The organism is Pseudomonas sp. PB120 (assembly GCF_009761815.1).
Lineage (GTDB): Bacteria > Pseudomonadota > Gammaproteobacteria > Pseudomonadales > Pseudomonadaceae > Aquipseudomonas.
The window spans coordinates 39814-52965 of the sequence record NZ_RWIN01000015.1; the positions used below are offsets into that span (position 1 = coordinate 39814).

Annotated in this window: 10 protein-coding genes; 1 reads left to right on the forward strand and 9 read right to left on the reverse strand. The window is 59.4% G+C overall.

The features are described from left to right. Nucleotides 1-32: 32 nt before the first annotated feature. The 8 genes from EJA72_RS01895 to EJA72_RS29070 all read right to left on the reverse strand — a co-directional run bounded on the left by EJA72_RS01895 (nt 33) and on the right by EJA72_RS29070 (nt 9227). Nucleotides 33-698 (reverse strand): M24 family metallopeptidase, encoded by a 666-nt coding sequence (locus EJA72_RS01895; protein WP_157709846.1) that lies wholly within the window; start codon nt 696-698, stop codon nt 33-35. A 146-nt stretch (nt 699-844) separates the two neighbouring features. Further along, nucleotides 845-2524, reverse strand: coding sequence for a bifunctional aspartate transaminase/aspartate 4-decarboxylase (locus EJA72_RS01900; RefSeq protein WP_157709847.1), 1680 nt, complete (start codon nt 2522-2524; stop codon nt 845-847). Between the two features lie 77 nt (nt 2525-2601). After that, nucleotides 2602-4287: an aspartate-alanine antiporter gene (gene aspT, locus EJA72_RS01905; RefSeq protein ID WP_157709848.1), complete on the reverse strand. Its 1686-nt coding sequence runs from the start codon at nt 4285-4287 to the stop codon at nt 2602-2604. Between the two features lie 36 nt (nt 4288-4323). Beyond that, the gene (gene aspT / locus EJA72_RS01910) at nt 4324-6033 is read right to left on the reverse strand and encodes an aspartate-alanine antiporter (protein ID WP_157709849.1); all 1710 of its coding nucleotides are present in this window, start codon (nt 6031-6033) and stop codon (nt 4324-4326) included. A 149-nt stretch (nt 6034-6182) separates the two neighbouring features. Further along, complete coding sequence (locus EJA72_RS01915; RefSeq protein WP_157709850.1) at nt 6183-7121, reverse strand: AraC family transcriptional regulator; 939 nt, start codon at nt 7119-7121, stop codon at nt 6183-6185. A gap of 19 nt (nt 7122-7140) precedes the next feature. Then, the gene (locus EJA72_RS01920) at nt 7141-7974 is read right to left on the reverse strand and encodes an oxidoreductase (protein WP_157709851.1); all 834 of its coding nucleotides are present in this window, start codon (nt 7972-7974) and stop codon (nt 7141-7143) included. Between the two features lie 91 nt (nt 7975-8065). Next, a complete protein-coding gene (locus tag EJA72_RS01925) occupies nt 8066-8905 on the reverse strand; it encodes an alpha/beta fold hydrolase (RefSeq protein ID WP_256679614.1) in 840 nt (279 codons plus the stop codon). Further along, nucleotides 8877-9227 carry an epoxide hydrolase N-terminal domain-containing protein gene (locus EJA72_RS29070; protein ID WP_256679615.1) on the reverse strand — a complete coding sequence of 117 codons (351 nt, stop codon included), beginning with the start codon at nt 9225-9227 and terminating at the stop codon, nt 8877-8879. The genes EJA72_RS01925 and EJA72_RS29070 overlap by 29 nt, the downstream gene beginning before the upstream one ends. A gap of 338 nt (nt 9228-9565) precedes the next feature. Between EJA72_RS29070 and EJA72_RS01930 the strand changes: the two genes are divergently transcribed. Continuing rightward, on the forward strand, nt 9566-11638 hold the full coding sequence (locus EJA72_RS01930) for an acyltransferase family protein (protein WP_157709852.1): 2073 nt from the start codon (nt 9566-9568) through the stop codon (nt 11636-11638). A 58-nt stretch (nt 11639-11696) separates the two neighbouring features. Here the strand turns inward: EJA72_RS01930 and cysQ are convergent, their stop codons facing one another. Then, on the reverse strand, nt 11697-12461 hold the full coding sequence (cysQ, locus tag EJA72_RS01935; RefSeq protein WP_178128968.1) for a 3'(2'),5'-bisphosphate nucleotidase CysQ: 765 nt from the start codon (nt 12459-12461) through the stop codon (nt 11697-11699). Nucleotides 12462-13152 lie beyond the last annotated feature (691 nt).

Genomic DNA, 13152 nt, shown 5'->3' on the forward strand with positions numbered 1-13152 from the left:
TCAGTATTACAGGACGCATCACCCGGAAAAATTCAGATCAACAAATCCTCATAAAACGAACCAAATCGACGCTCGGGATGAGCCAACTGGATTTCCAGAATCCACAGGCCAGTATTCGGGTATTGATCCAGATCCCCGAGGTCGCCGCCCCGGTGAATCGCATGGGGGAAATCGCTGACCCGGTGGCCCTTGATGTCGAGGTTGAGCGTCCAGCCCATGGCCTTGGCCTGAGCGGCGGCAAAGTCATACAGCGCCACGCCGGAAACCCGCTCGCTGCGCCAAAAGCTTTCGACCCTGTCGAACAGCTCCTTGGCCGCCGAGGCACAGGCGATCATTTCCGGATCTGAACCGGTGGTGAAGGTCGCGCCGGCGTCTCCTTCGTGCCCTTGCCACACCACGCCCATGTCGATGAAGAAAATGTCTTCGGCCCCCAGCTCGGGGTCGCCATCGGAGCGCTGCTTGAAGGTCTTGAGTGTGTTGGCGCCGAAGCGGATCAGCAGCGGATGCCAGATCCGATCCATGCCCAGTTGCGCCAGAATCTCTTTACCCCGCAATTGCGCCTCGGACTCGCGCATTCCCGGCGTGATGACACGGGCGATCTGATCGATAGCCTTCCAGGTCATCTGCTGCGCGTGGCGCATCGTTTCCAGCACGTAACGCTCACCTACCGCTTCTTTGCGGGTCAAAACCGTACTCATCATTCATTCCCTTGGTAAGAAAGCGCAGGGTACGCGCTATATAGAACTGTATATTGCGATACTGATTACCAAAGATAAAGCCATGGCCCAGGCGCTGATCGGTCGCCCGACCAGCGCCATCAAGAGCCCTTACGCCCGCCCCGTCTTCACTCTGCCTTTTTCGTACGCTTGGGTTTGGCTTTGGCCGCGACTTTCGCACTCGCATTGTCCACGGCCTTGGCCGCCGGCGAAGGCACCTTGGCCCCCGTGGCCTGCACGAACAGGTCGTAATACTCCTGGGCCAGTTTGCGTATCGCCCTGCCGATGTTGGCGTAGTCGTACTCGTTGAGGTTGGCCAGCGACACCCGCCATGACGGATGCGGTGTGCCAAAGCCCTTGCCCGGCAGCAGGATCACCCCGGTTTCTTCGGCGAGACGGAACAGCGCCTGATTGGGTTTGAGCCGCCCCAGCATCCACTGCACAAACTCGGTGCCGTACATCTGAGCCGCCAGCTCTTCCAGGTCGATCAGGTGGTAGTAGCGCACCGAGTTGCCGTCATGGGGCATGGGCAGGCCCAGTTCGCGGTACATGGCTTCTTTTCGTCGCAGCACGATGCGCTTCATTTCCGCCTTGTAGGCGCCCGGCTCGTCCATCAGGCAGAACAACGAAAACAGCGTCATTTGCGCTTGCACCGGGGTCGACAAGCCCGCGGTGTGATTCAGCGCCACCGTGCGACTGTCGGCCACCAGTCGGTCGATGAATTTCAGCGTGCGCGGCGACGTGGTAATCGAGCTGTAGCGTCGGTCCAGGTCCTTGCGCTTGGCCTCTGGCAGTTTGGCGATCATGGCGTCGATCACGTTTTCTTCATGCGTGGCCACAATGCCCATGCGCCAGCCCGTCGCGCCAAAGTATTTGGAGAACGAATAAACGAGGATGGTGTTGTAGGGGCAGATGGCGAACAGCGAGACGAAATTGTCGGCGAACGTGGCATACACATCGTCGGTGAGGATGATCAGGTCCGGGCGCTTTTTCACGATTTCGGCGATGTAGCGCAGGGTATCGTCATCGATCTTGACGGAAGGCGGGTTGCTCGGGTTTACCAGGAAGAACGCCTTGACCTTGGGGTCCAGCAGCTTGTCGAGTTCTTCATGGGTGAACTGCCATTTGTTGGATTGCGGGGCTTCGACAAACAGCGACACGAGGTTGTAATCGCTCAGCTGCGGGATCTCGATATACGGCGTAAAGATCGGCATGCCCAACGCAATGGTATCGCCCGCCTTGATGATGTGATTGGCCTTCAGGCTGCCAAACAGGTACGTCATCGCGGCGGTGCCACCTTCGAGCGCATACATGTCGAATTTGCCGACAAAGGGGTACGTCCCCACCATCTCCTTGTGGATGTATTTGCCGACGATGACCTCGCTCATCTTCAACATGCGGTCGGGCACCGGGTAATTGCAGCCCAGGATCGCTTCGCACAGTTCATAGATGAAATCGCCCGCATTCAGGCCCATTTGGTCGCGGACATAAGACACCGCCGCTTCGATAAAACGCACGCCCGGCGCACCTTCGTGCTGCTTGGTGTACAGCTCGAATCGCGCCTCGATGCCTTCGCGTTGCGGAAAGCCGCCGACGTGCTCCATGTACCGATAGGAGCGCTCGGCTTCGGTCATGGCAAACGCGCCGAACTGGAAAAAACCATGACGCGGGGTCGTGGCCAGGAAATTGGGATTTCCCCGGCCGGCGTTCAGCATCAATTGATGGCTCTGAACGGCCCGCTCCATCAGCGCGTCCTTGAGTTCAAAGGGGCTCAGCAGTGCGAGTTTGTCCGGGTCGCTAAAATCCATGTCACTACTCCTTGCAGCCTGTTTGATAAGCAAACGACCAATCCCGCTCAGGGGTGGGCTGGCCTCCAATGAAAGATCTAAACCAGTGCCACCACCAGCGGCCCCAACAACGTCAGGAACACGTTCGCCAAAGCGTAGGTAATGGCAAACGGCACCGTGGGCACGGTGTTTTCAGCTTTATCCAGAATTTCACCAAAGGCCGGGTTGGCGCTGCGCGTGCCGCTGAGCGCGCCGGCAAAGATCGCGGTGTTTTCATAGCGCAGCACGTAACGGCCAAACAGCATGGTCAGGACCAATGGCAGAATCGTGACCACCACGCCAATGACGAACAGGCTCACGCCTTGATCTTTTACGGTTTGTACCGCTTGCAGACCGGAGGAAATGCCGACGACGACCACAAAGCCCGCCAGCCCCAGGTCCTTGAGGATTTGCACGGCGCCGCTGGGCATTTCGCCGAAGGATTGACGACGGGACCGATACCAGCCAAACAGCAGGCCCGACAGCAGCGCGCCACCGCCGCTGCCCAATGTCAGGGGAATGGAGCCGATGCGAGCGGTGAGCAAGCCCACCAGCAAACCGACCACCAGGCCCGCGCCCATGTACACAAAGTCGGTCTTGGCACTGGGAACGATGGCGTGGCCGACCTGCTCCACGATGCGTTTCACATCTTGTTCCGCGCCAACAACGGTGACCACATCGCCCAGCGTGACCAGCGTGTCGGACGCCAACGGCAAGGCTTTGCCCTGGCGTGAAATCTGCGACACGTACACGCCGTGGCGCACATCCTGTGCCGCATCGGCGCGGATATCGCCAATGCTGCGTTTGTCATACGCCGCATTGGTGATCACCACATCGCGGCGCAGCATGGTCAGCTCCATGCCTTCCACACCGTCCAGTTCTTTGCCCATGCGGGGCGCCGCCGTCACCACGGCGGGGCGTCGGCCCACCACCAGCACGATATCGCCCCCTTGCAGCAGCATGTCCGGGCTGGGCTCCAGAATCTGTTTGTCGCGTTTGACCCGTTCGATCGTGATAGACACGCCTGGCGTGCTCTCCAGCGCCCGTACACTGGTGGCCGTATTGGCCGGCAATTGGAAAATCCGCCCGACCAGATCCGGCGCGGCCGCTTCCTGACCCTGGCCATAGACATGCACGCCGGCCTGTTCTGCGGTTTCGGCGCGCAAAGCGTCTTCCTTGATGCTGCGCCCCATGAATTTGGGCAGCAGGTTGACGCAGACCAGGATGGCGCCGAACGAACCGAACACATAGGTCACCGCATAGCCAATGGCGACATTACCCTGCAGGCGTTGAACCTCATCGGCAGCCAGCCCCAGCTTGGCAATGGCGTCGCCGGCGGTGCCGATAATGGCCGATTGTGTGAGTGCCCCCGCCGCTACGCCTGCGGCCAACCCCTTGTCCAGGTCGAACCATTTGGCCAGCAGCACGACCGTCAACAGGCCCGTTGCGGCGAGGACAATTGCCAGGATGATTTCCTTGATCGACTGCCTGCCCAGTGAGCGGAAAAAATCCGGTCCGCTTTCATAACCCACCGCATAAATGAACAACGCGAACATCACGGACTTGACCCCGGGATCTATCTGAACACCCACCTGGCTGACCAGCACGGCGACCAGCAAAGAGCCCGCCACGCCACCCAGCTGGAATTTGCCGAACTTGATCTTGCCGATGTAATAGCCCACGGCAATGGACAGAAACAGCGCAATTTCCGGCGACTTGTGGAACAGATCGTGTAGCCAGCTCATGGCAGCCCTCGGCTGAATAGTTGGAAAGACGTTCGGCTAACCGCTCTGGATTGAACTGGCCAAACCGACAATAAGCGGTCCCATCAAGGGCAATACGACATTGGAAATTGCGTAGGTAATGGTGTAACCCAACAGCGGCGTGGAATTGCCGCAGGCGTTCTGGATGGCACTGAGCGCAGGCGTGCTGCATTGCTGCCCGGCAATGGCCCCCAACAACACCGGGGCGCTGAGCTTGAGGAGAAAATGGCCAGCCAACAGCGACACACAAGCGGGTATCAGCGCGATGGCCACCCCCAGCATCGGCAACGTGAAGCCGTATTGTTTGATGAGGGCGATGGCCTGCGGGCCGGACGACAATCCCACCCCGGCAATGAAACCCGCCAACCCCAGGTCCTTGAGCAAGGCCAGTGCGTCGGCATTGACCGTATGCAGGTCCGCGCGTCGGGCGTGATACCAGCCCAGTACCAGCCCGACCACCAGCACGCCCCCGCCGGTGCCGGCTGAAAAAGGAATGCCGCCGATCTTGAGCGTAAAGCTGCCGAGCCAGGTGCCCAGCGCGATGCCGAGCCCGACGATGCCAATGTTGCTGGTCAGCTTGTCGGGGAGCGCTTTGCCGATGCTGCCGAGCATCGGGGCCGTCACTCGCCCTCCTCCATGGTTGGCATCGTAGATTTGCAGCACGTCGTGCAATTTCAATCGCGTCGCGGGCAGCGCCGCCAACAAGGAATCGCCTCGCCGTACGGCGGCCACATGCACGCCCGGCGGCAGGGTCAATGCTTGCAAAGGCTGGTTGGCCAGTTCCGGCGCTTGCAACACCACCTCGTACGTGTCCAGCGCAACCGTCAGTGTGCTGGTATCGGCAAGCTCAGAGCCCAGCGAGGCGCCCAGGTCAATAATTGATCCTCGGTAGCCCACCATCAAAACCTGGTCACCACGGCGCAACTTGAGCGAAGGCGACACAGACAATGCGTGGCCGTTGCGTTGCACCCGAACCACGCTGGACTGCTGCCCCAGTCGTTCATGAATCTGCGCAACGGTATGGCCGGCGCCCGCCCTCACAACGTAAGCGCGACCCACAACCGCAGGCACCGCCGATACACCGGCGCTTTCCACAGTGCCGCCCATTTGCAGCCAGAGTTTCTCGGCCTCCTCGCGTAAATTCACGCGCAGAAACAACGGAAACAATTGGCTGGTGACAATCACAATGGTGATCAGGCCGCAGATATACGTAATGGAATACGCAGTGACCACATTGCCCTGCAATCGGGTAATTTCACTGGCCGGCAGCGGCAGGCGCGAGATGGCATCGGTGGCCGTGCCGACCACGGCTGACTCGGTAGCGGCCCCGGCCATCATGCCGGCAGCGGTCCCAGGGTCCAGGTGCATGACGGCCGTTGCCAATAACACCAAACCCAGCACAACCACGACTTCAATCAGGCAGAACACGCCCAACTGCATGCCCTTGGCATTGAGGTTGGCAAAAAACTGCGGGCCGCCGCTGTAGCCCAGGGCGAAGATGAACAGCATGAAGAACACGTTCTTGATGCCGGAGTCGACGGCAATACCCAGTTGGCCAATCACCAGCGCTGCGATCAGCGTGCCGCACACTCCGCCCAACTGGATCGGCCCCAGACGCACCTGCCCGATGGCATACCCGAACGCAAGGGCGAGGAAAATCGCCAGCCCTGGGACGTCTTGCAACGCCTGGACAAAGAGATCGATCAGATCGACTACGACGCTTCCCATGACATCCGTTCCTTGGGAGACGAGTTGCGCTCGTCGTATGTGAAACCTGCCTGTTCAGGCGCTTCACAGGTGAGCGTTGAGGAATAGCAGATAAGCGCAGGACTGCAAGGTGAACGCCGAATATCACCGGTGAGGTCGATGGCTACTCATCAATGCGAAGAGACATACATCGAGGGAGTGGAAGGCGCAGGCAATGCATACGTCGCCTTCATCCAGTCGATCTCTGCGTTGGGTGTCCGCCCAAAGAACCGTTTGAATTCGCGGCTGAATTGCGAGGCGCTTTCGTAGCCGACGCTGAACGCGGCCATCGATGCGGTCATCGAGTTGCGCAGCATCAGCAGTCGCGCCTGGTGCAAGCGCGTCGATTTCAGGTATTGCATGGGCGACGAGTCCGTCACGCTGCGAAAGTGCAGGTGAAAACTGGGCACGCTCATCCCCGCTTCCTCAGCAAGGGACACGACGCCCAGACGCTCCTGATAGCAATCGTGGATCTTGCGAATCGCCCGGTTCACTTTGCCGAAGTGCCCCTGTTGATTGAGCGCAGCGCGCATCGAACCGCCCTGCTCGCCGGTCAGGATGCGGTAGTAAATCTCCCGTACCAGCGATGGTCCCAGTATGTGCGCATCGCCCGGACGGCTCATCGCTTCGAGCAAGCGCAGCGTCGATGCTTGCAGCAAATCGTCCATCGGCGAGGCATACATGCCCTTGGGCTCGGCATCATTTGGCCCGAACGCTTCATCGACTTGCAGCATCAACTCGCTGGCCAGTTGCAGATCCAGGCGCAGGTAGACCGCGAGCATGGGCTCCTCCTCGCTGGCATCCGTCTCCATGGTGAACGGAACGGGGACGGACACCACCAGGTAGTGCTGGGCGTCGTAGACATAAACATCTTCACCCAGATAGCCGCGCTTGCGCCCTTGGCACAGGATCACGATACCCGGCTCGTACAACACGGGCGTGCGGGTCAATGGCCGATTCGAGCGCAGGAAACGGATGTCTTCCAGCGCGCTGAGGTTGTAGCCCTCGACCGGTGCGAGCTTTTCCATCAAGCGCACCATGTGTGAGGTGCATGAATCGGTATGAGCCATTGACGCCTCCCCGGAGCGCTTAACCATCGGTAGAACGGGTCAGCGTTTCCCATTGGTCAATTTCGCTGAGCGCACGACGCAGTTTGTCACGTACCACGCCCAACGCATCACTGCCCAGAAGCAAGTGCGCAGGTGGCGTCGGGCTGTCGATGACCTGCAACATGGCCTGCGCCGCTTTCTGTGGGTCGCCCAGTTGCTTGCCGCTCTTCTCTTCACGCGCCTTGCGCACCGGGTCGAAACCGGCGTCGTAGTCGGCAATGCTTCGGGGCGTGCGTCGCATCGAACGACCGGCCCAGTCAGTGCGAAACGAGCCCGGCGCCACGGCAGTCACGAAGACGTTGAAAGGCTGCAGTTCCTTGCTCAGCGTGTCGGAGATGCCTTCGAGGGCGAACTTGCTCCCGCAATAGTAAGCAATGCCCGGCATCGTGATGGTGCCGCCCATGGACGTGATATTGAGGATGTGACCGGCACGACGCTGGCGAAAATACGGCAGGAACGCCTTGATCATCGCGACCGCGCCGAACACATTGACGTCGAACTGCTGACGCATTTCCTCCAGCGGCGACTCTTCAAGGATGCCCTCATGGCCGTAACCGGCGTTGTTGACCAGCACATCGACCGGGCCGTACGTGGCCTCGACAGCGGCCACTTCGCTGTCAATCCGGGCGAAGTCGGTGACATCCAGAATCACCCCATGCGCACGATCTACGGAGAGCGCCTGAAAGGCCTGTAATGCGGTTTCATTACGCACCGTTCCAATGACGCGGTGGCCCGATGCGAGCGCCTCTTGCGCCAGCGCTTTGCCGAAGCCGCTGCTCACGCCCGTAATCAATAGTGTTTTTCTGCTGTTCATGGCGAAATCCAATCAGTGAGGTCGAGGCGATGGTAGCTTTCGATAACTCGCTCACCTATGCCGGTTTATCTCAGAGCATTGCCTATTCCTATCAGGCCGCCCCGCGTAAAGGCCGAAAGAACGCCCTGATTTCCTCAGCCAGGATCTGAGGTTGCTCCAACGCGGCGAAATGCCCACCACGGTCGACGTGCTCCCAACGCTGAACATCGAACACCCGTGCCACCCAGCTACGAGGGGGCATCGGGATTTCCTTGGGAAACAGCGCGACACCAAGTGGCGGAACAACGCGCTCCCCTGGCGCGAACGCCAACGGGTTCTGTCGATTTTCCTTGTACAGACGCAAGCTTGCATGGACGCTGCCGCTGAACCAGTACAGCGCGATGTCGGTGAGAAGCGTATCGAGCGACAACACCTGTTCAAGGTCGCCGGGGTGATCGACCCACGCCTGGAATTTTTCGATCATCCAGGCTGCCAGCCCTAGCGGTGAGTCCGACAGTGCGAAAGCAAGCGTCTGAGGTTTCGTGCTCTGCAACGCCGCATACGCCCCTTCAGTCGCCGCAAAATGGCTGCTGCGATCGAGGAAACCCTGTTCTTCCTCGCTCACAACAGCCTGGCCATTGCCTACGGACGGCCGATAGCTGCCGGGGATGTAATTAACGTGCGCGCCAATGAGTTGGGGGCCGTGATCCCGAGCAAGCCACATCGAAACACCTGCGCCTATATCGCCACCCTGGGCGCCGAAACGTTCGTACCCAAGCTGCCCCATGAGCCCTTTCCAAAGGCCGGCAATCTGTCTTGAACTGACGCCGGCCCGGTTCGGTGCCGGTGAGCAACCGTAGCCCGGTAACGACGGCACCACGACATCAAAAGCATCGGCGGCGTCACTACCGTGAGCCGCTGGGTCAGTGAGCAGCGGCAGCAACCGTTCCATTTCCAGGAAGGAACCCGGCCAGCCATGCGTGATCACCAGAGGAATCGGTTTGTCCCCCCTTCCCGCGCTGGTGCAGGAAATGAATGGCCTGGCCGTCGACCTCCGTCATGAACTGCGGCAATTGGTTGATCCGCCGTTCCTGGCTACGCCAATCAAACTCGTTGCACCAATAGTCGAGGCAACGCCTCAGGAAAACAGATTGAGTGCCGTCTTCCCAGCTGTCCGGACTGAGTGCATCAGCAAAATTGGCATGACGAAGCCGCTGGCGAAGGTCGCTTAGCTGCGCGTCAGTGACAGCCAGCGTAAAGGGGCGGATGGGCATGACGGTTCCCAATCAATGTAAAAAACCAGAGTACGGGGCTGATGCAAGTAAGCAAAGAGATACAACAAACGACGCGTACCGTGTGGCGAGGGAGCTTGCTTCCGCCGGGTGCGTAGCGGCTCAAAAAGAGGGGACTGCTGCGCAGTCCAGCGGGAGCAAGCTCCCTCGCCACAATCCAGATGTCACGCTTAACCAACTGGCATTTTCGTACCGAACGTCGACAATACTTTTCAGGCGCCAAAAAAACCCAGTAGCGCGGCATATCGCACTTGGTTTACTTTGCCGCCTGTAACGCCGAAGTTAAGCCATTTATCACAGTAATTCCAAGGTAGTTTTGGGTGTTAGAAAATACGGAAGTTTCAGCAGTTGCTGACAGAATTAAATCCAATAACAAGCAGATTCCCGCAGCCGCAAACACCTCCCTGGCCTATCGATCCGACATCGATGGCTTGCGGGGTATCGCCGTCCTGCTGGTGTTGATCTTCCATGGCGGGTTGTCGCTGTTTCCCTCCGGATTCATCGGCGTCGATATCTTTTTCGTGATCTCCGGGTACCTGACCACCTCGATCATTCTGAAATCCATCGAGCGTGGCTCGTTCAGTTTTGCGGGGTTTTACGCGCGTCGCATCTGGCGCCTGCAGCCCGCGATGATTGCCCTGATGTGGGTGACCCTGGCGTTGGCGGCGTTTTTCTACCTGCCGAACGACTTCATCCAATTCCTGAAAAGCGAGCGATACACCTCGCTGCTCATCTCAAACCAGTATTTCGAGCGCACCACCACCGCGTATGCCGCTGACGATACGTCGAGCCTGCTGTTGCTGCACACCTGGTCGTTGGCCATTGAATGGCAGTGGTACCTGGTGTTGCCACTGGGTGTTTGGCTGTTGCGTCGTTACTGCACGGAAAGTGTATTCAAAGCCGTCGTACTGGGCCTGACCATCGGCGCGGCCGCCTTGTCGCTCTACCTGTCGAGCAAGTTCCCGGACAAGAGTTACTACTTCTTCACCTCCAGAATTTTCGAACTGTTGATTGGGTCCTGCGCGGTGGTGTTCAACGCCGACAAGGTCAAGCTCAATTCAACCTGGACGAACATCCTGGGAGCGGTGTCCGTGTTTGCGCTGTTTTACTGCGCCACCCGTGAAAACATTCTCATGGGGTTCCCGGATTACCACGCGGTGGTTGTTTGCCTGGCCACCGCGCTGCTGCTCTGGCGCAGCGGTTCTGAAAGGAGCATCACCGCCAGGGTGTTGTCTTTCCCGCCACTGGTGACTGTCGGCACCCTCTCCTATTCGCTCTACATCTGGCACTGGCCGGTCCTGGCGACGGCCAGCTACCTGGGCTTCAAACACAGCACAGAGCTGACCGTTGCCTATTGGGTGTCGACCTTTGTGTTGGCCGCGCTTTCCTACGTCACGATCGAGCGTAAATTCCGCAAGCCGAAGTGGGGGTTCCCAATGACCCTTGCGGTGCTGATGGTGCTGCCGGCGATCGCCCTTTCCGCGCTGTATTCCGTGAGCGTTGCCAAGGGTGGATGGCCCCAGCGTTTCGGCGCAGATATGTCGCAGGTGTTCGACAGGCTCAAGGCAACGACGCCTCCCACCCGTGAGGACTGCCTGGGGGGAGCCAGCGATGGCTCCGATAAGCGTTGTATTTTCGGGGCGCCTGATGCGCAGGTTGGGGCCTTCCTCATGGGGGATTCGTTCTCCAATCAGTACTGGGGCTTTGTCGACACCTTGGCGAAAGACGCCAACCTGTCAGTGCTCGCGCAAAGTGAATCGGCCTGCCTGGCACTGCCTGGCATTTACTTGTACGACTGGAGCAAAACCAAAGGCACCGTTTATAAAAAATGCCACGACAAAGTCGCGAACTACTACGAGCTCATCAAAAACAACCACTACCGGTACGTGCTGATTGGGCAGATCTGGGACAGCTACGCCGACGCTGAAATCGTGACGAGCCTGGATGACCCGCGCAGTGTTGAACTGTCTCACCAGCGTTTTGAGGTCGCGATTCGGGAAGCGCTGGACATCATCAAGGCCTCAGGCGCCGCACCGATTTTCATCAAGGCCATGTATGGGATGCCAGCGGGGGTCAATGAGTGCTTGTTGCAACGTTATGTCTTGCGAGGGCAGTTGGGCAGTCTCGAACGGAGCGAGTCTTGTCAGCGAGTGCCCAGGGTTGATTCAGAAAACCCATGGATGAATTCGGTGTTTGCTCAGCTTCAGGTTGAATACCCGAATCTGCTGCTGATCGATCCCAAGGATCTTCAGTGCGACAGCGATACGTGTGCGACCACGGCGAATGGAATTCCGCTTTATCGCGACATCGGCCACATGACCGACTACGCCGCGTACACGTTCGGCGAGACCTATCTGCAAAGGTTCGGCAACCCGCTGAAAGTCTCCCGATAAGCATCAAAAGCCCGCCTCCCATTCCGGAAGCGGGCCTCCTGCGCTAAACCAGTGAGGTCTACAACCCGCACGCGTAGAAATGCGGGTTATCCAGACCGGCCTTGCCATAGCCCAGCGCATCGCCGGCCAACGTAAAAATCTGCCCGCCCGCGGCGGCCAGCACCGCATGGCCCGCGGCGATATCCCATTCCATGGTCCGCCCCAGGCGCGGATAAATGTCCGCTTCGCCCGCCGCCACCAGGCAGATCTTCAGCGATGAACCCGCGCTTTTCAGTGAGCGCACCTTGCGCCCGTCGAGAAACTTGTCCAGCGCGTCGGCATCACCATGGGAGCGGCTGGCAACCACATCCAGCCCTTCTTCCGATACCGTCCGGCATTGAATGGCCCGACGCTTTCCGGCCTGTTCGATAAAGGCACCGCAACCGCGCGCACCGGCAAACAGCCGCTCCAGCGCCGGCGCCAACACCACCCCCAGCACCGGCTCGCCGTTTTCGATCAGGGCGATGTTGACGGTGAACTCGCCGTTGCGATTGATGAACTCCTTGGTCCCGTCCAGCGGGTCCACCAGCCAGAAGCGCTGGCCCACTTCCGGTACCTGACCGGCAGCGGCAGCCTCTTCAGAAATCACCGGGACCTGCGGCGTGAGTGTCGCCAAGGCCTGCAGAATCAAAGTTTCGGCACGCTCGTCAGCCTCGGTCACCGGCGAGGTGTCGACCTTGCCGCGCACCTCGAAATCCGTGCCGTACACCTCCAGCACCAGTTCGCCCGCTGCGCGAGCAATGCCGATGACGTCTTCCAGCAGAACAGTCATTGACGCGTTCATGGGGTTTCTCCTGTTTTTGTTCTTCGTATGGTCCATACGGCCTATGCGCCGTTTTCCGGATCCGGGAACAGTACAGACATCCACAACTTCGCCACTCAGCAAATGGATGTTTAACAGGAGTTCCTGTGCCCCACGGTAATCAGCTGTCCGTTGTGCAAATCAACAAGCTGCGCCTGCGCGCCGTGCAACTGCGCATCGGCGGCAGCACGCTCAAAGCCATCAACCAGGACACCGGGCTCTCGTCGCCGACCATCATTTCTGCGTACAAGGCGTGGCAAGCCGGTGGATGGAGTGCCGTGCCCGTACGCGAGCGCGGACGCAAACAAGGTGAAGGCCGCAGCCTTTCCGCCGAGCAGGAACAGAACATCTACCTGTTGTTGGTCAGCACGCCGCCGGAGCGGCACCAGTTGCCGTTCCTGCTCTGGCAACTGGAAGCGATGCAGGCGCTGGTCAAGCGCCTGCACGGTATCGACTTGCCCGAGCGCACCGCCGCCCATTACCTGCAACGCTGGCAACTCAATGCCGAGCGCCCGGCCAAGCGCGTCGCCAATGCTTCGCTGGCGGTGCAGCGTTGGTACCGCAGCACTTACCGGGACATTCTCGAACAGTCCCGCGCGCAGAACGGCGAGATTCACTGGATCGATGACTACGGTGCGCGCAACGACCAGGGCAAGCTCAGTTACGGCGTGCT